This is a genomic window from Sphingomonas trueperi, assembly GCF_040545965.1.
Taxonomy (GTDB): domain Bacteria; phylum Pseudomonadota; class Alphaproteobacteria; order Sphingomonadales; family Sphingomonadaceae; genus Sphingomonas; species Sphingomonas trueperi_C.
In genome coordinates this window covers 18,086-35,431 of record NZ_JBEPMV010000010.1, presented here as the reverse complement: position 1 = coordinate 35,431, position 17,346 = coordinate 18,086, and the positions used below count along the sequence as shown (strand labels likewise).

General features: G+C 67.6%; 14 protein-coding genes. 11 read left to right on the top strand and 3 right to left on the bottom strand.

Annotated features, from left to right (window positions below; all coding sequences use genetic code 11):
- Window positions 1-3: 3 nt before the first annotated feature.
- From gnd to ABIC35_RS20860, 3 genes are read left to right on the top strand one after another with little or no spacing between them, the layout of a single operon-like run.
- Window positions 4-990 carry a phosphogluconate dehydrogenase (NAD(+)-dependent, decarboxylating) gene (gene gnd, locus ABIC35_RS20870; protein ID WP_121080214.1) on the top strand — a complete coding sequence of 329 codons (987 nt, stop codon included), beginning with the start codon at window positions 4-6 and terminating at the stop codon, window positions 988-990.
- Window positions 987-2,420, top strand: coding sequence for a glucose-6-phosphate dehydrogenase (zwf, locus tag ABIC35_RS20865; RefSeq protein WP_121080212.1), 1,434 nt, complete (start codon window positions 987-989; stop codon window positions 2,418-2,420). The genes gnd and zwf overlap by 4 nt, the downstream gene beginning before the upstream one ends.
- Window positions 2,417-3,226, top strand: a complete 810-nt coding sequence (locus ABIC35_RS20860) for a Cof-type HAD-IIB family hydrolase (protein ID WP_121080211.1) — start codon at window positions 2,417-2,419, stop codon at window positions 3,224-3,226. Before zwf ends, ABIC35_RS20860 begins: the two co-directional genes overlap by 4 nt.
- Here the strand turns inward: ABIC35_RS20860 and ABIC35_RS20855 are convergent.
- The gene (locus tag ABIC35_RS20855) at window positions 3,223-3,654 is read right to left on the bottom strand and encodes a DUF1810 domain-containing protein (protein WP_121080209.1); all 432 of its coding nucleotides are present in this window, start codon (window positions 3,652-3,654) and stop codon (window positions 3,223-3,225) included. The two genes, ABIC35_RS20860 and ABIC35_RS20855, sit on opposite strands and share 4 nt — an antisense overlap.
- Before the next feature lie 10 nt (window positions 3,655-3,664).
- On the bottom strand, window positions 3,665-4,303 hold the full coding sequence (locus ABIC35_RS20850) for a TetR family transcriptional regulator (RefSeq protein WP_121080207.1): 639 nt from the start codon (window positions 4,301-4,303) through the stop codon (window positions 3,665-3,667).
- A 92-nt stretch (window positions 4,304-4,395) separates the two neighbouring features.
- On the opposite strand from ABIC35_RS20850, the gene ABIC35_RS20845 reads away from it, so the two are divergent.
- The 3 genes from ABIC35_RS20845 to ABIC35_RS20835 are packed head-to-tail and all read left to right on the top strand — an operon-like array spanning window position 4,396 to window position 6,619.
- Window positions 4,396-5,064, top strand: coding sequence for an O-methyltransferase (locus tag ABIC35_RS20845; protein WP_121080205.1), 669 nt, complete (start codon window positions 4,396-4,398; stop codon window positions 5,062-5,064).
- A 50-nt stretch (window positions 5,065-5,114) separates the two neighbouring features.
- Complete coding sequence (locus tag ABIC35_RS20840) at window positions 5,115-5,669, top strand: 3'-5' exonuclease (RefSeq protein ID WP_121080203.1); 555 nt, start codon at window positions 5,115-5,117, stop codon at window positions 5,667-5,669.
- A complete protein-coding gene (locus tag ABIC35_RS20835) occupies window positions 5,666-6,619 on the top strand; it encodes an alpha/beta hydrolase (RefSeq protein WP_121080201.1) in 954 nt (317 codons plus the stop codon). Before ABIC35_RS20840 ends, ABIC35_RS20835 begins: the two co-directional genes overlap by 4 nt.
- A gap of 44 nt (window positions 6,620-6,663) precedes the next feature.
- On the opposite strand, the gene ABIC35_RS20830 is transcribed toward ABIC35_RS20835, so the two are convergent.
- On the bottom strand, window positions 6,664-9,930 hold the full coding sequence (locus ABIC35_RS20830) for a TonB-dependent receptor (RefSeq protein ID WP_121080199.1): 3,267 nt from the start codon (window positions 9,928-9,930) through the stop codon (window positions 6,664-6,666).
- Between the two features lie 328 nt (window positions 9,931-10,258).
- Between ABIC35_RS20830 and ABIC35_RS20825 the strand changes: the two genes are divergently transcribed.
- From ABIC35_RS20825 to ABIC35_RS20805, 5 genes are read left to right on the top strand one after another with little or no spacing between them, the layout of a single operon-like run.
- Entirely contained in the window at window positions 10,259-11,773 is a 1,515-nt protein-coding gene (locus ABIC35_RS20825; protein WP_121080197.1) for a tryptophan halogenase family protein, read from the top strand.
- Window positions 11,770-13,200, top strand: coding sequence for a tryptophan 7-halogenase (locus ABIC35_RS20820; protein ID WP_121080267.1), 1,431 nt, complete (start codon window positions 11,770-11,772; stop codon window positions 13,198-13,200). The genes ABIC35_RS20825 and ABIC35_RS20820 overlap by 4 nt, the downstream gene beginning before the upstream one ends.
- Window positions 13,187-14,779, top strand: a complete 1,593-nt coding sequence (locus tag ABIC35_RS20815) for a tryptophan halogenase family protein (protein WP_121080195.1) — start codon at window positions 13,187-13,189, stop codon at window positions 14,777-14,779. The genes ABIC35_RS20820 and ABIC35_RS20815 overlap by 14 nt, the downstream gene beginning before the upstream one ends.
- Entirely contained in the window at window positions 14,776-16,308 is a 1,533-nt protein-coding gene (locus tag ABIC35_RS20810) for a tryptophan halogenase family protein (RefSeq protein WP_121080192.1), read from the top strand. The genes ABIC35_RS20815 and ABIC35_RS20810 overlap by 4 nt, the downstream gene beginning before the upstream one ends.
- Window positions 16,305-17,330, top strand: coding sequence for a cupin-like domain-containing protein (locus ABIC35_RS20805; protein ID WP_354278587.1), 1,026 nt, complete (start codon window positions 16,305-16,307; stop codon window positions 17,328-17,330). The genes ABIC35_RS20810 and ABIC35_RS20805 overlap by 4 nt, the downstream gene beginning before the upstream one ends.
- The last annotated feature ends 16 nt before the right edge of the window (window positions 17,331-17,346 follow it).

The window sequence follows — 17,346 nt, the reverse complement described above, 5'->3', positions numbered from 1 at the left end:
CGGATGCGTCTTGCAATGATCGGCCTCGGCCGCATGGGTGCGGGGATCGGACGCCGGCTGATGGAGCACGGCCACGAGATCGTGGCGTTCGACCGCAGCACCGACGCGGTCGACGCGATGGCCAAGGACGGTGCGACCCCCGCCACCTCGCTCGAGGACGTCGTCGCCAAAATGGCCGCGCCGCGCATCTTCTGGGTGATGCTCCCCGCCGGCGAGCCAACCGAATCTACGGTGGAAGCGCTGATGGCGGCCGCCGAGCCCGGCGACATCATCATCGACGGCGGCAACAGCTTCTACAAGGACGATATCCGCCGCGCCAAGGTCGCGGCAGAGCGCCAGCTCCACTATGTCGATGTCGGCACCTCGGGCGGCGTGTGGGGCCTCAGCCGCGGCTTTTGCATGATGATCGGCGGCGAGAAGGACGTGGTCGATCTGCTCGATCCGATCTTCGACGCGCTGGCACCGGGCCTCGGCACCATCCCGCGCACCGCCGAGCGCGCCGACCGTGAAGGCTTCGATCCGCGCGCCGAGAAGGGCTATATCCATTGCGGCCCGGCGGGCGCGGGTCACTTCGTGAAGATGGTGCACAACGGCATCGAATACGGCCTGATGCAGGCCTATGCCGAAGGCTTCGACGTGCTAAAGAGCAAGTCGTCGGAAGCGCTGCCGGAAGACGAGCGCTTCGACCTCAACCTGACCGACATCGCCGAAGTGTGGCGCCGCGGCTCGGTGATCTCGTCCTGGCTGCTCGACCTTTCCGCCCAGGCGCTGGCCAAGGACGGGATGCTCGAAAACTATAGCGGTAAGGTCGCCGATTCCGGCGAAGGCCGCTGGACGATCGACGCGGCGATGGAAGAGGCCGTGCCGGTACATGTCCTCACCGCGGCACTGTTCGCGCGCTATCGCAGCCGCGTCGAGAATACCTTCGGCGACAAGCTGCTCTCGGCGATGCGCTTCGGCTTTGGCGGGCATGTCGAGATGCCGCAGTGAGCGAGGCGCCGCCGGCACCCGCCGCGACGCTGGTGATCTTCGGGGCGATGGGCGATCTCGCCGGTCGCCTGTTGATGCCCGCGCTGGTCCATCTGGAGCGCGACGGGCTGCTCGACGGCGACACCACGCTGCTCGGCATCAGCCACGGCGAAGGCGATGACGACGCGCTGCGCGAGAAGCTCGGCGCGTTCATCGAGGGCGACGAGGAGGCCTGGGGGCGCTGGCGGGAGCGGATCACCTATCTGCGCGGCGACTTCACGGACGACGCGCTGTACGCGACGCTGAAGGAGCGGCTCCACGGCAACGCGGTTTTCTATCTCGCCACCGCGCCCGGCTTCTTCGGGCCGATCGGCGAGAAGCTCGGCACCAGCGGGCTGCTCGACGAGGACGACGGCTTTCGCCGCCTCGTCGTCGAGAAGCCGTTCGGCACGGACCTGGAATCGGCGCAGGCGCTCAACGCCAAGCTGCTCGGCCATGCCGAGGAGACCCAGATCTACCGGATCGATCATTTCCTGGGCAAGGAAACGGTACAGAACATCACCGTCGCCCGCTTCGGCAACGCGCTGACCGAGGCGGTGTGGAACAACCGTTATGTCGACCATGTCGAGATCACCGCCGCCGAGACGGTGTCGGTCGGCACGCGCGGCAAATTCTATGACGAGACCGGCGCGCTACGCGACATGGTGCCCAACCATCTGTTCCAGCTGCTAGCCTTGGTCGCGATGGAGCCGCCCAACAGCTTCGACGCCGAGGCGCTGCGCACCGAAAAGTCCAAGGCGATCGCAGCCGTGCGGCCGATCCGACCCGAGGATGCCGTGCGCGGTCGCTATCTGGCCGGCACCGCCGGCGGCAAGGACGTTCCCGCCTATCGCGACACGCCCGACGTCGCCGCCCATAGCAATACCGAGACCTATGTCGCGCTGAAGGTGGCGGTGGAGACGTGGCGCTGGCACGGCGTCCCCTTCTATCTCCGCACGGGCAAGGCGCTGACCGCGCGCGATACCGAGATCGTCATCCACTTCCGCGCCGTGCCGCCGCTGATGTTTCGCGACACGCCGGCCGAGGCGCTGCCGCCGAACCGGCTGATCCTGCAGATCCAGCCGGGCGAGGCGCTGAAGCTGGAAATGTCGGTCAAGCGGCCCGGCCCGGTGATCGAGACGGTGCCGGCCTGTCTCAGCTTCGCCTATGCCGACGCCTTCGATCTCGGCCACCGCACCGGCTACGAAACCTTGCTCTACGACGTGCTGATCGGCGACCAGAGCCTGTTCCAGCGCGCCGACCAGATCGAGGGCGGCTGGCGCGCGGTGCAGCCGCTGCTTGACGCCTGGCAGAGCGGCGAACCCGAGGACTATCCCGCCGGCAGCGCCGGCCCCGCCTCCGCCGACGCGCTGCTGGCGCGCGACGGCCGCAACTGGCATGAGATCGAATGAACCTGCGCCTCTTCCTCTCCGACGTCGACGGCACGCTGGTGCGGCCCGACAAGACACTTGGCGAACCCGTGGTGGCGGCGGTGCAGCGGCTGGTCGCGGCGGGCGTGTCCGTCTCGATCATCAGCGCGCGGCCGCCGAGCGGGCTGCTGTGGATCGCCGAGCGGCTGGGGCTCACCACTCCGATCGGCGCGTTCAACGGCGGCACGATCGTGCGGCCCGACGGCACGGTGCTGTCGGAGACGCATCTCGATCCGGAGGTCGCCGCCCGCACCCTCGCGCTGGTCGACCGGCCGGACGTGATCCGCTGGGTCTTCGCCAAGGGGCAATGGTATGCCGATCGGCTCGACGACCATTATACCCCGCGCGAGTGCGTCACCTCCGCGCAGGATCCGGTCGTCTGCACCGATTTCGGCCCGCTGCTCGATGCGATCGACAAGATCGTCGCGGTATCGTCCGATCACGACATGCTCGCCGGGCTGGAAGCCGAAGTCGCAGCGGCGCTGGGCGACGGGGCCGAGGTCGCGAGGTCGCAGCCCTATTATCTCGATGTCACCGCCCCCATGGCGAACAAGGGCGACGGCATCGCCGCGCTGGCGGCGACGCTCGACGTGCCGCTCAGCGACGTCGCGGTGATCGGCGACCAGTATAACGATCTGCCGATGTTCCGGCGCGCCGGACTGTCGATCGCGATGGGCCAAGGACCGGAAGAGGTCCGCAAGGCGGCGATGCACGTGACGGGCGGCAACGATGCCGACGGTGTCGCCCAGGCGATCGAGACGATCCTGCTGCCGCTGCTGAAGGCCTAGCCGGGGTCCCGTTCGAGGATCTCCAGCGTCGCCGGGTCACGCGTGCCGCCGAACCAGCGGTCGAGCGCGGCGGCGAATAGCGGGCCCGCGCCGGCAGCTTCGAACAGGGTCAGCGACGAGCGGAGCTTGATCGCGTCGATCTCGCCGAACACGCCCTCGGCGGTGCCGCTGGTCAGGTCCTGCAACGCCGAGACGCTGTCGCGCAGCCGGGGGCCGAGCAGCGGATGCTCGAGATAGGCCCGTGCCTCGGCCAGCGAGGCGATCGCGTAGCGCTGCGCCATCGCGCTCCGGCCCAGCCCGGCGACCTGCGGGAAGATGTACCACATCCAGTGGCTGCGCTTGGCGCCGCGGCGGATCTCGGCGAGCGCCGTGTCGAAGCTCCCCTCCTGCGCGGCGACGAATCGGTCGAGGTCGTGCGGATCGCTCATTCCTGCCACCCTAACCGGTTTTGCCGGGAAGCGCGCTGAGATATGCGAGAAACATGTCGGCCATCGCATCGGACCAGGCGAGGATCTCCGCCTCGCTGCGAGGGCTGGCGGAGAAGCTGGCGCCGACCTGGCTCAGCGTCATCTTGATCAGGTCGCCGGCGCGGTGCCGTTCGGCTTCGGGCACGTCGGGCAAGGCTTCCTCGACGAACGCGCGGTAGATCCGCGCGGCCTCTCCCTTTGCGGCCACCGCCTCGGGCGCATCGCGATAGAGCGGGGCGGCGTCCGCCAGGGCGGTGCGGACCGCCGCCTCCTCGCATTCCGAGCGGACAAAGGCATGGACCAGTTGCCGCATCCGCACCGGCGGCGGCACGTCGTGCTGCTCGAGGATGTCGGAGAGGAGCGTGGTGGTGCGGCGCCATTCGTCCGCCTGCAGCCGGAACAGGATCGCCGCCTTGTTGGGGAAATATTGGTAGAGCGAGCCGACGCTCACCCCCGCCCGCTCGGCGACTCGCGCGGTGGTGAAACGCTGCGCACCCTCGACCATCAAAACCTGAACAGCGGCTTCGAGCACCGCTTCGATCAGCTGGGTCGCGCGCTGCTGTTTCGGGCGTTTCCGCGCGTGAATCGGCGGGGTTCGGGTGGCGGCCATGGGGGTCCTCGGCAATGCGAATAGGCGAAGCTGACGAATTAGTCGTATTTTGGCGGTGCCGGCAAGTTCCTGCCGGTCGCCGGAGCATCCCCATGACGAATACGCTTACCAGCGCCCCCGTGGCGCCCCTGATCGCGCGCCTGTTTGCCGAGGCCGAGGCGAACCCGCCCGCGCTCGCCCCCGCTTTTGCCGGCATCAGCGGCGAAGAGCAGCGCCGCCTGCTGCGCAGCAAGACCGACTATACCACGCTCTACGCCCGGCTCGGCAATTTCGCCCTGCCCGTCTCGCCCGCGGTGGGCACCCTGCTCTACATGCTGGGCCGCGCCACCGAGGCACGGAACATTGTCGAGTTCGGCACCTCGTTCGGCATTTCGACGCTCCACCTCGCAGCAGCCCTGCGCGACAATGGCGGCGGGCAGCTGATCGCGACCGAGTTCGAGCCTTCGAAGATCGCCCGCGCCAGGGCCAACCTCACCGAAGCCGGCCTGTCCGATCTGGTCGACTTCCGCGGAGGCGATGCGTTGCAGACGCTGGCGGCGGACCTGCCCGAGACGATCGACCTCGTGCTGCTCGACGGCGCCAAGGCGCTCTATGCCGACATCCTCGACCTGCTCGAACCGCGGCTGCGCCCCGGCGCGATCCTGATCGCCGACAATGTCGATCATTGCCCGGACTATCTGGAGCGAGTGGGCAATGTCGCGGGCGGCTATATGTCGATGCCGTTCAACGACGAGGTCGAGCTTTCCATCCGCCTGCGCTGAGCTGCGAAAAGGCCTTGCAGTCCAGGCCCTTCGCTGTCGTTATCGCAGACATGCTGGTGTTTATGGACTTCGAGGCCTCGTCACTGGGCAAGCGCAGCTACCCGATCGAGGTGGCGTGGGTGTTCGAGGACGGGCGGAGCGAGGCGCACCTCCTCCGCCCCGCCCCCGACTGGGACGACTGGGATCCCGCCGCCGAGGCGATCCACCACATTCCCCGCGCAACGCTGCTCGCCGAAGGGGAGCCGCACGACGCGGTGGCGCAGCGGATGGTCGAGGTGCTGACCGGCCATGATTTGCTGGCCAGCGCGCCGAGCTGGGACGGCAAGTGGCTGAGCACCCTGCTCCGCGCCGCCGGGCTGCCGCGCCACAGCCTGCGGCTGCGCGATACCGAGGCCGCGTGGCGCGAGGCGGCCCGCGCGGTGCTCGACGGCCACGTGCCGCCAGCGCTGCTCGACGCCACGATCGAGGACCTGCTCGTTCATGCCGACATGCAGGATCGCGCGCCGCCGGCGCACCGTGCACTCGCTGACGCGCACGAAGAACGCGATCGCTGGCTCGCCGTCCGGGCGGCGGCCACGGCGCACGTCGCAGGAGACCAAGGATGATCCGTTCGACTCTCCTACTGGCCTGTGCGCTGGCGGCGGTGGCCGCGCCCGCCTCGGTCCCGAAGCCGCCGCAGGAGGTCGCCGCGGCCCCGCTGCACGGACGCCTTGAGGGACCCTTCGAGCTCCAGTCCCGCGTTTATCCCGGTACGGTGCGGCGCTACTGGGTCTATGTCCCCGCCGGCTATGACCCGGCGCGGCCGCCCAACCTGCTGCTGTTCCAGGATGGCCAGCGTGCGACCAATCCCAACGGTTCGCTCAAGGTGCCCGCGGTGCTCGACGCGCTGATCGCACAGGGCGCCATTCCCCAGACGCTCGGCGTGTTCGTCACCCCCGGCAACCGATCGGCGCACTATCCCAACACGCTCGGCATGCAGAACCCCGACCACCGGGTCGAGGAATATGACGCGCTGTCGGACGCCTATGCCCGGATGACGCTCGACGAACTGCTCCCCGCGGTGGCCCGGCGCTGGCGCTTCTCGGCCGATCCGAAGCGGCGCGCGGTCGGCGGCACCTCCAGCGGGGCCATCGCCTCCTGGACCCTTGCCTGGCGCCACCCCGAGGCGTTCGGCAACGTGATCAGCTGCATCGGCAGCTACACCTCGATCGGCCTTACCCTCGGCGCGGACGGGCAGCCGCGCGCCTATGGCGGCGATATTTATCCGGGGCTGATCCGCAAGAGCCCGATCCGGCCGCTGCGCGTGTTCCTGCAGGATGGGCGCGAGGATCTCGACAACGAGCACGGCAACTGGTTCCTCGCCAACCAGCAGATGCTCAAGAGCCTCGAATGGGCCAACGCGCACGCCGATGCCGAGAAGCGGCCCGGCCCCCGTTACGACGTGCGCCATGCCTGGACCGCGGGCGGCCATTCAGACGCCGAGGGCGGCGCGTTGCTGCCCGAGATAATGCGCTGGATCTGGCGCGATCAGCCGGCGGACACGGCCCGTCGCTGAGCGCCGCGCAAGGGGCTCGGCGGTTGCCGAGCCCCTCTCGCCCCTTAGAAGCTGCCGCGCAGGATGAACGAGAAGCGACGGTCGTTCATGAAGTAGGAGCGCGGCGCCAGGTCCTTCGGATCGCCCGTATAGGCCTGGGTCGTCTTGGTGATCGTGTTGGTCAGGTTCACGCCCTGCACACCGATCTTGACGTCCTTGGTCACGTTGACGAACAGCGAAGCGTCGAGCGTCCCCACCGGCTCGTTGAAGATCGAATAATAAGGGAAGATCACGTCCGATGCGGTCAGCAGGAAGCGCGAGCGCCAGTTATAGGCCGCGCGCACCGAGATGCCGCCCAGTTCATAGAACACCGCCGCGTTGACGTTGTGCTTGGACAGCTGCTCGAGCGGCAGGTTGCCCGACGGCGTTACCGTGGAGACGTTCGAGGGCGAACCGCCGTTCAGGAAGCTGTTGGGCAGGCCCGAGCTGTCGATGAACGTGTAGTTGGCCGAGATGCCGAGCCCCTTCAGCGGGCCGGGCAGGAAGTCATAGGTCTGCTGATAGGCGAGCTCGAAGCCCTTGATCTTGCCGGTGCCCGCATAGTTGGCCGGGCCGCGGACGAACACGTCCTTGGTTACGCCGTTGCTGGTGAGCGAGCGGTTGGTCACCTGCTGGTAGAAGAAGCCGTCGATCGCCTTGTAGAAGCCGTTGAGGGTCAGCGAGCCGACACGCGCGAAATACCATTCGAGGCTGGCATCGAACTGCCAGGCGGTCGCCGGGCGCAGATAGGGGTTGCCCGCGGTCGCCGTCAGCTCGCCGCTGGTGCCCAGCCCGATGCTCAGGAAGTTTCGAATATTGGCGTTGTCCGGACGGGTCAGCACCTTCGATCCGGCCAGACGGATCAGCAGCGTGTCCGACAGGCCGAACTTCAGGTTTAGGCTGGGCAGGAAGTAGCTGTAGCTGGTCTTGGCGGCGTTGAAGGCATCGAACCCGGCACCGGCAAACTGCTGCAGTTGCACATAGCCCGACGGGCCGAGCGTACATACGCCGCCCTGCGGCTGCGGCAACGTGCCCGGCGGCGCATTTGGCGGCACCGTCAGCGCGCAGCGCGTGGCATAGGGTTCGAGGATGTTGAGCTCGGCCTGACTCGGCACGCCGATCCGGCCCTCCGAACGAATATTGCTGCGCACCCATCGCAGGCCGATATTGCCGGAGAAGCGGATATTGCCGAACAGCGTGTCCGATCCGAAGCTCGCCATGCCATAGGCGGCCGTATCCAGCTGGCTGACCGGCTGGATTTCCGACGGCAGATAGGGCGTGCCCGCAACGGCGCGCGTGCGCCCGGAGGCAGGCACCCAGGTCGGCGACGCGCCGAGACCGGTGGCGATCGCCTGCACCGCCTGGAAATCCTTCACCGCCTGGTCATAGCCACGGATCAGGTCGCCACCATAATAGAAGGCGCCCGGCGGGGCCGCGGTCTGACCGCGGAAGAAGTTCGGGAAATTATACCGGGTCATCATGCTCGCCGGCGTGTCCGAGAAATTGACCGGGCGAGATCCCGACCAGGTCTCGCTCAGCATGCCCCAGTTATAGGTGGAGTAACGGACGGTCTGGTCACGATCCTGGTAGCGCGCGCCAAACTTCACGCGGCGCAGGAACGAGTCCTCGTCGAACTTGTACTCCAGGTCCCCCTGGAACGCATATTGCGTGCCGGTGCTGTCCTCGAAATGGTCCATCGCCGCGCGCCAGAACTGGAAGCGGGGGTCGTTAAAATATTGCGCATCGGTGGCGCTGGCGAGCGCGGCGTTCGGCGTCGACCAGTTATAGCCGAGATATTGCGGCTTGTGCGGCGTCACCGACGGGATCTTGCCCGAAATGTCGAGTTCCTGGTCGGCGAAGCTCGAGCCGAACACCGAGAAGTCGAGCTGCTGGCGGTGCGACTTGGCGACCTGGCCATCGAGCGTCACCGTCAGGCGATCGGTCAGCTCGGTCTTGAGCCGCAGGCTCCAGTCCTGGTTCAGCGTCTCCTCGCGCGACTGGCGGCGTGCCAGCGACTGCTGAAGGCCGCCGATCGGCACATAAGGCGAGGTGCTCGGATCGCCGCGCCAGCCATTGCTGGTGTTGACGATATAGCCCGACTGGAACAGTCCGTTGGCGTCGTACTGGAAGTCCTGGAATTTGCCGACCGGGCACTCGGCACGCGAGGTTGCCGAGCCCGCGCTGCCATCGGCCGGAATGGTGTTCGGACCGTTCGAGTTCTGCAGGCAGCCCTTTGGATAGGTGGTGTATTCCGCAAGATCCGGCGCGGTTTCGAACGTGTATTCGCTCCACTCCTGGGTGGTGTGCGAGCGGACATATTCGGCGGTCAGGGTCGTGCGGTGATCGACCGACTCGAACTGCGCGGCAAGCGACATGCCGTCGCGCTTGCGATTGAATTCCTGGGTGCGGAACTGGCCGCCCGCCGGCGCAACACGCGAGCGGGCAAAGTCGGCGAAGCCGTCCGCGCCGGCGCCGCTCGCCGTGCCGCAGGGCGCGTTGGCTGCCGGCAGCGTGGTCGTGTCGGTGGAAGACGGCAGCGGGTTGCGGCAGACGAGCGTGCCGTTGGTATTCGCCGCGTTGACCAGCGTGTTGTCGCGCGTCTGGTAGTTGGCGACCTGAATGCCGTCCGAGCGGCTCTTGATCTGCGAGAAGGCGCCGCTGGCGAGCAGGCCGAACCGGCCGATGCCGGTATCCCAGGTGTTCGAGATCAGACCCGAGATCGTCGGCGTCCACTTCTTGCGCATGTCGCCATAGTTCGCCTCGGCGCTAAGGGCGGCATGCAGGCCGGTACGGTCGAACGGCTTGCGGGTGTTGAGGTTGACCGTGCCGGCCAGGCCGCCTTCGATCATGTCCGCGGTGGTGTTCTTCGCGACGATCACCGAGCCGAGCAGCTCGGACGGCACGTCGGCAAAGTTGAGCGCCTGGCCGCCGACGCCCGCTGCGAATGCGGTGCGGCCGTTGAATTCGGAACGGACAAAGGTGAGGCCGCGCACCGCGACGCCCGAGCCTTCGACCGAGAAGTGATCGGGGTCGTTCGATCCGGCGAAGCGGTTGATCGACACGCCCGGCACGCGCTGCAGCGCTTCGGTGACCGAACGGTCCGGGAGCGAGCCGATGTCCTGCGAGGTGATCGCGTCGACGACCGTGTCCGAGTTGCGCTTGATCGACTGGGCGGTGGCGAGGCTGGCGCGGATGCCGGTGACGACGATCTGATCCTGCTGTGCCTGGTCGACCTGCGTCGCGCCCGCCTGCTGGTCATCGGTCGCGGTCTGGGCATGGGCGGTGCCCATCATCCCCGCAACACACAGCGCGCCCACCGACGCACTCCGCAAGAAAGATCCGATTCTGTTGATATTGCGCAGACGCGCACGCGATGACGACCGCATGATCCCCTCCTCCGATTTTTTGGTGACTCGTTGGCCACGACAATGTTGTCAGTATGTACATCAGATCGCCGCGCGCTTGGCAATGCGACCGCTACCATTTTTGGAAATGTTTTCGCAAACACTGTAACCTGGATGCAACGCTCGGGCACCTGCCCTCTGGGTCAGGCGCGAAGGAACGTTTGACATAGCGGCGAAAATTGCCGGTAATCGCGCAAAAGCGGGAGGGGATGCAGCGATGACCGGGCAGCCGAGTCTACGCGTGGTGATCGTCGGGGGGGGAACGTCGGGCTGGATGACCGCGGCGGCGCTTGCCCGTTTGTTGCCAGAACGTTGCAGCCTGCACCTCATCGAGTCCGAGGCGATCGGCGTCATTGGGGTCGGCGAAGCGACGCTGCCGCACATCCGCGGGTTCGTCGAAAAGCTCGGCATCCGCGAGGCCGATTTCATGGCCTGGACGCGCGGTACGTTCAAATTGGGTATCGAATTTCGCGACTGGGGAAAAATCGGCGACAGCTATGTCCACCCCTTCGGCACGTTCGGCCGCGGCACGGGCGAGGTCGATTTCCACCATTATTGGACGCGGCTGCGATTGGCGGGCGTCGCGGTGCCGTCGCTCGAGCGGTTTTCCTATGGCTGCATGCTCGCCAGAGCCAACCGGTTCGACCTGCCCGCCTCGGATCCGGCAGTGATCGCCTCCACCTATGGCTATGCCTATCAGTTCGATGCGCTGCTGTTCGCCCCCTATCTGCGCGGCATCGCCGAAGGGCTGGGTGCGCGGCGCACCGAGGGAAAGGTGGTGGAGGTGCTGCGCGACGGCGCAAGCGGCAACATCACCGCCGTTCGGCTGGACGACGGCCAAGTGATCGAAGGCGACCTGTTCGTCGACTGTTCGGGCTTTCGCTCGCTGCTGCTCGGCGAGGCGCTGGCGGAGCCGTTCGAGGACTGGAACCACTGGCTTCCCGCCGATCGCGCAGTGGCGATGCCCTGCCGCACCGCCACTTCGGTCACGCCCTATACCAGCGCGATCGCGATGCCCGCGGGCTGGCGGTGGCGCATTCCGCTGCAACACCGCACCGGCAACGGCTATGTCTATGCCAGCGCCTTCACCTCGGACGAGGCGGCGGCGCAGGCGCTTACCGGGGCAGTGGAGGGCGCAGCGCTCGCCAATCCGCGCGTGCTGCGCTTCCGCGCGGGGCGGCGGCGGCGCAGCTGGGTGAAAAATTGCGTCGCAATCGGGCTGGCGAGCGGCTTTCTCGAACCGCTCGAATCGACCAGCATCTATCTGGTCCAGCAGGCGATCACCGCGCTGATCGAGCTGTTTCCCGAAGCGCCCGACGCGCCGATCGAGCGCGACGAGTTCAATCGGCTGATCGACCTGGAATATGATCGCATCCGCGATTTCCTGATCCTCCACTATCACGCGACCACGCGCACCGACACCGACTTCTGGACCTACGTCCGCACCATGACCGTGCCGGACAGCCTGGCCGAAAAGATCGAGCTGTTCCGCCACGCCGGCCGGGTGGTAAAGTATCGCGAGGGCGTCTTCCTCGATGCGAGCTGGATCGCCGTCTATGTCGGCCAGGGCATCCTGCCCGAAGGCTATGATCCTCGCGCCGACGCCGCCGATCCGACGGCGCTGCTGCAGGGCATGCGCGCGCTGGAAGCGGAGATCGCCGCGACCGTCGCGCAGGTGCCCGAGCATCTGCGCTATATCGATCGCTATTGCGCGATGGCGGCAGCGGCATGAGCATCGCCCAGGTTCTCGTCGTCGGCGGCGGCCTCACCGGCTGGTCGACCGCCGCGGCGCTCAAGCGCCGGGTGCCCGCGCTTGCCGTGTCGATCCTGCCGCTCGCGCCCCCGGGCGATGCGCTGGCGGATCGGATCGCCACCACCCTGCCTTCGATCCTCGGCTTCCATGCCGATCTCGGCATCGGGCTGGGCGACGGCGTCGTGCGCACCGGCAGCATCTATCGGCTCGGCACGCTGTATCGCGACTGGGTGGAGGGTCTGCCCGACTATGTTCACGCCCATGGACCGCATGGCGAGCCTGTCGACGGCGTCTCCTTCCACCATCTCTGGGCGCGCGCGGCACGGGGCGACGTCGTGGCGCCGTTCGATGCCTTTTCCGCTGCCGCGGCAATGGCGCGCGAGGGACGCTTCGTGCTGCCGGCCGAGGGCGGCATCCTGGGCGAGCATAGCTTCGGCCTCGCGCTCGACGTGCCCCGCTATCTTGGCATGCTCCAGGCGTTCGCCCGGCATGTCGGCGTCCGCACCCTCGACGGCGGGTTGGCGGAGGTCGAACGCGCGGCCGATGGCAGCATCGCGGGCGTGGTGCTGACCGATGGCCTCCGGGTGACCGCAGACCTGTACTGCGACTGCAGCGGCCCCGCCGCCCGCGTGCATGGGGTGACGGGAAGCGCGCGCGAAAGCTGGCAGCGCTGGCTTCCCTGCGACAGGTTGCTCCTGGAGGAACCGACACCGGCCGAGGACGCGGCACCGATGGAATGCGTGACCGCCACCGCACGGGGCTGGCGGTGGACGAGTGCCACCCAGCAGGGCGCCGTCTACAGCGCCGCACACAGCCATCACGAGGATGCGGCGATCCGCTTCGAGGCGGGCGCGACGCTCGAACCCTGGCGGCACAATGTCGTCGCGATCGGCGATGCGGCGGTGACGATCGAGCCGCTCGAATGGGGCAACCTCCATCTCGCGCACAGCGCGATCGACCGGCTGATATCGATGCTGCCCGCCGGTTCGCCGCACCCGCTGGAAGCCGCCGAATATAACCGCCAGGCGCTGGCGGAGGCGCGGCGGGTCCGCGATTTCGTGCTGCTGCACTATGTCACGGCGCGGCGTGCTGGCGCGTTCTGGCACGACGTCACCAGCACCGAGCCCCCGGACTCGCTCGCCCATACGCTACGCCTGTTCCGCGAACGCGGTCGCCTGCCCTTTTACGAGGAGGAGACCTTCGATCGCGACGGCTGGCTTGCGGTGCTGTTCGGCCAGGGCGTGCTGCCGCGCCGGATCGATCCGCTCGCCGATGCGGTGCCGCCGGCCCGCGCTGCCGACGCCATGGCCCGCCATCGGGATCGGATCGCCCAGGCGGTTCGCCCCCTCCCCACCCTGGCCGCCTATCGCGCCGCGCAATCGAGGCATTTGCATGAACGAGCATAGTATCCGCGACGTCGTCATCGTCGGCGGCGGCACCGCCGGCTGGATGGCCGCCGCGGCGTTCTCACGCTTTCTCAACAACGGCTATACCCGCATCACCCTGATCGAATCCGACGAGATTGGCACGGTCGGCGTCGGCGAGGCGACGATCCCGCCGATCCTGCGCTTCAACCAGATGGTCGGGCTGGACGAGAACGAATTCCTCGCCGCGACCGGCGGCACCTTCAAGCTAGGCATCGAGTTCGTCGACTGGGGCGGGCTGGGCGAGCGATATTTCCACCCCTTCGGCAATTACGCGCAGGATCTGCAGGGGGTGCATTTCCACCAGCTCTATCTGCGCGAGCGGGCGCGGCGGGCGGTACCGGACATCGCCGAATGGTCGATGAGCGCGGTGGCGGCGTCGATGGGCAAGTTCGGCCGCCCCTCTCCTACCGCACAGACCCCCGTGCGCGAGCTGTTCTACGCCTTCCACTTCGACGCCGGCCTCTATGCCCAGCTGCTCCGCCGGTTGTCGGAATCGCGCGGCATCACCCGCATCGAAGGCAAGATCACCGACGTGACGCTGCGACCCGACGACGGCTTCGTCCAGTCGGTGACGCTGGAGGACGGCCGCACCGTAGCCGGCGACCTGTTCATCGACTGCTCCGGCTTTCGCGGCCTGCTGATCGAGGAAGCCCTGCAGGCGGGCTATGAGGACTGGCAGCACTGGCTGCCCTGCGACCGCGCGGTCGCGGTGCCCTGCGCCAATGTCCGCGATCCCGACCCCTTTACCCGTTCCACCGCGCGCGCCGCTGGCTGGCAATGGCGGATTCCGCTCCAGCACCGGATGGGCAACGGCCATGTCTATTGCAGCGAGTTCATCGACGACGACACCGCCGAGCGGCAGCTGATGGCTTCGCTGGAGGGGCCGGCGCTCGCCGATCCGCGGCGGCTGCGCTTCACCACCGGGCGGCGGCGCGAAAGCTGGTCCCGCAACGTCGTCGCCCTGGGGCTGTCGAGCGGGTTCCTCGAACCGCTCGAGTCCACCAGCATCCACCTGATCCAGAGCGGCATTGCCCGGCTGATCGCGCTGTTCCCGGACAAGCGCTTCGATCCGATCGAGCGGCAGGAATATAACCGCCAGATGCGCGACCTGTACGAGGACATTCGCGACTTCATCATCCTCCACTACAAGGCGACGACACGCACCGACACGCCCTTCTGGAACCGCGTGCGCACGATGGACATCCCCGAAAGCCTCGCGAACCGGATTGCGCTGTTCCAGAGCAAAGGGCGGCTGTTCCGCGAAGGCACCGAGCTGTTCACCAACACCAGCTGGGTTGCGGTGTGCCTCGGCCAGCACATCGTGCCGCGCGAGCACGAACCGGCCGCCGATGCGCTCGACGAAAACCTCGTCGCGAAGGCGCTGGAGCAGATGCGACAGGGCTATTGGGAGACGGCGCAGAAGATGCCGACCCATGCCGCGTTCCTCGCGCGCATCGCTCCCCAGCCGGCATCCCAGCCGCCGCCCGCCGCCGAACCGCTGCCGGTCTTCTCCTTCGCGCAGGACGCGCCGTTCGCAGCACCCGGATCGCCGGTGTGAGAGACGACCAGATCCGGCGGATCGTGATCGTCGGCGGCGGCACCGCCGGCTGGATGGCCGCGGCCGCGCTCGGCAAGCTGCTCGGCGCCCTGCCGGGATTGCAGATCGAACTCGTCGAGTCCGATGCGATCGGCACCGTCGGCGTCGGCGAGGCGACCATCCCCCACATCAACCTGTTCAACCGGATGCTCGGCATCGACGAGGCCGCGTTCGTCCGCGAGACCAGCGCGACCTACAAGCTGGGCATCGAGTTCGTCGACTGGCAACGGATCGGCACGCGCTATGTCCATCCGTTCGGCGTCTACGGGATCGACATGCTGGGCGTTGAGTTCCACCATTTCTGGCTCAAGGCGCGTGCGCTCGGCCATACCACGCCGCTCGACACCTATTCGATCGGCATCGCCGCGGCCCGGCGCGGACGCTTTGCGCATCCCACGCCCGGCCAGCCCAATTCCCCGCTTGCCCGGCTCGGCTACGCCTTCCAGTTCGATGCCGGGCTCTATGCCGGCTTCCTGCGGCGGCTCGCCGAGGGGCTGGGGGTGCGCCGTAGCGAAGGCCGGATCGTCGAGGTCCGCCGCGACGGCGAAACCGGCCATGTCACCGCCGTCGGGCTCGAATCGGGGGCACAAATTGCGGGCGACCTGTTCGTCGATTGCTCGGGCTTTCGCGGGCTGCTGATCGAGCAGACGATGGGCGCGCGCTTCTGCGACTGGACCCATTGGCTCCCCTGCGATCGCGCCGTCGCGGTACCCTGCGCGCCAGGCGGGGACCGACTGCCGCTCACGCGGGCAACGGCGCGGGCCGCGGGCTGGCAGTGGCGGATCCCGCTCCAGCATCGCACCGGCAACGGCTATGTCTATGCTGGAGACCACCTGTCCGACGACGAAGCGACGGCGACGTTGCTCACGAACCTCGACGGGCCGGCGCTGTCCGAACCGCGCGCGCTACGCTTCCGCGCCGGGCACCGGGACCGCGCCTGGATCGGCAATGTCGTGGCGCTGGGGCTCGCCGGCGGCTTCCTGGAGCCGCTTGAATCGACCAGCATCCACCTCATCCAGTCGGGCATCGGGCGGCTGATGGCGCTGTTTCCGAGCCGTGGGTTCGATGCGCCCGAGATCGATCGCTTCAACCGCGAGACCGCGCAGGAATATGCCGATATTCGCGACTTCCTGATCCTCCACTACAAGGCGACCGAGCGCGACGACACCGCATTCTGGCGCCGCTGCCGCGACATGACGCCGCCGGACAGCCTGGCCGAGCGGATCGCGCTGTTCCGCCGCAACGGCCGCATCCTTCGCGAGCAGCACGAGCTGTTCCAGGACGCGAGCTGGCTTGCGGTGATGAACGGCCAGGGGATCGTGCCGGCGGGCTATCATCCGGTTGCCGATCTGCTATCCGATGCGGAGACGCTCGAACGCCTCAACCACATCGCGCAAGTGATTGACGAAACGGCCAACGCCATGCCGCTGCAGGACGATTATCTCCGCCGGATCGGCTGCGCGCTGCCGCCGCTGCGACAAGCATCGTGAGCGACCTGCCCGCGCCACGTCCGATCCGCGAACTGGGCACGATCGACCGCGAACGGTTCGATGCAGAGGTCCGGCGGGCGCGCGAACCGGTGGTGCTGCGCGAACTGGCCGCCGACTGGCCGGCGGTGCATGCCGGGCGCGCGGGTGGCGAGGGGATCGTCGCCTATTGCAAGCGCTTCAGCCATGACCGCCCGGTGAGCGCGATCGTCGGAGAACCGGCGATCGAGGGCCGGTTCTTCTACAACGACGACTTCACCGGCATGAACTTCGTCCGCGGCGTGTCACCGCTCGATCCGTTCCTCGACCGGCTGCTCCGCGAGCTGGAACGCCCTACCGGCTATGCGATGGCGATCCAGTCGATCCTCGCGCCCGAGCTGCTTCCCGGCTTCACCGCAGAGAACGCAATCAATCTTGTCGGCGAGGAGGTCGTGCCGCGGCTTTGGCTGGGCAACCAGCTGCGCGTCGCGGCGCATTACGACCTGATGGAGAATATCGGCGTGGTCGTCGCCGGGCGGCGGCGCTTTACGCTGTTTCCGCCCGAACAGGTCTCGAACCTCTATATGAGCCCGCTCGAATTCACCCCGGCGGGGACACCGACCAGCTTTGTCGACATCGCCGCACCCGATCTCGCCCGCTATCCCCGCTACGCCGAGGCGGCGCGCCACGCGCAGGCGGCGGTGCTGGAACCGGGCGACGCGATCTACATCCCGTTCCAATGGTGGCACGCAGTGGACTCGCTCGATCCGGTAAACCTGTTCGCCAATTACTGGTGGACGCACCCCCAGCGCGCCATCCTCAACCCGCACGACGCGCTGTATCACGCGCTCTTCTCGTTGCGGCTGCTTCCCGAGGACCAGCGGCTCGCATGGCGGGCAATGTTCGACCACCTGGTGTTCCAGCTCCACGGTGATCCAGCGGCGCATATTCCCGAGGCGGTACGCGGTGTTCTCGGCAAGCCCACACCCGAGCAAGTCGAACGCGCACGAGAAACGCTGCTTCGCGCATTGGGTGCCCAAGGCTAAACGCTATTGTCGGCTA

Excerpts from the sequence above, each read along its gene's own strand:
- ABIC35_RS20835 (WP_121080201.1), top strand. The coding sequence starts at position 5,666 with ATGATCCGTTCGACTCTCCTACTGGCCTGTGCGCTGGCGGCGGTGGCC.
- ABIC35_RS20845 (WP_121080205.1), top strand. The coding sequence starts at position 4,396 with ATGACGAATACGCTTACCAGCGCCCCCGTGGCGCCCCTGATCGCGCGC.
- ABIC35_RS20850 (WP_121080207.1), bottom strand. The coding sequence starts at position 4,303 with ATGGCCGCCACCCGAACCCCGCCGATTCACGCGCGGAAACGCCCGAAA.
- ABIC35_RS20860 (WP_121080211.1), top strand. The coding sequence starts at position 2,417 with ATGAACCTGCGCCTCTTCCTCTCCGACGTCGACGGCACGCTGGTGCGG.
- ABIC35_RS20830 (WP_121080199.1), bottom strand. The coding sequence starts at position 9,930 with ATGATGGGCACCGCCCATGCCCAGACCGCGACCGATGACCAGCAGGCG.
- ABIC35_RS20855 (WP_121080209.1), bottom strand. The coding sequence starts at position 3,654 with ATGAGCGATCCGCACGACCTCGACCGATTCGTCGCCGCGCAGGAGGGG.
- ABIC35_RS20840 (WP_121080203.1), top strand. The coding sequence starts at position 5,115 with ATGCTGGTGTTTATGGACTTCGAGGCCTCGTCACTGGGCAAGCGCAGC.
- ABIC35_RS20825 (WP_121080197.1), top strand. The coding sequence starts at position 10,259 with ATGACCGGGCAGCCGAGTCTACGCGTGGTGATCGTCGGGGGGGGAACG.
- ABIC35_RS20815 (WP_121080195.1), top strand. The coding sequence starts at position 13,187 with ATGAACGAGCATAGTATCCGCGACGTCGTCATCGTCGGCGGCGGCACC.
- ABIC35_RS20820 (WP_121080267.1), top strand. The coding sequence starts at position 11,770 with ATGAGCATCGCCCAGGTTCTCGTCGTCGGCGGCGGCCTCACCGGCTGG.
- gnd (WP_121080214.1), top strand. The coding sequence starts at position 4 with ATGCGTCTTGCAATGATCGGCCTCGGCCGCATGGGTGCGGGGATCGGA.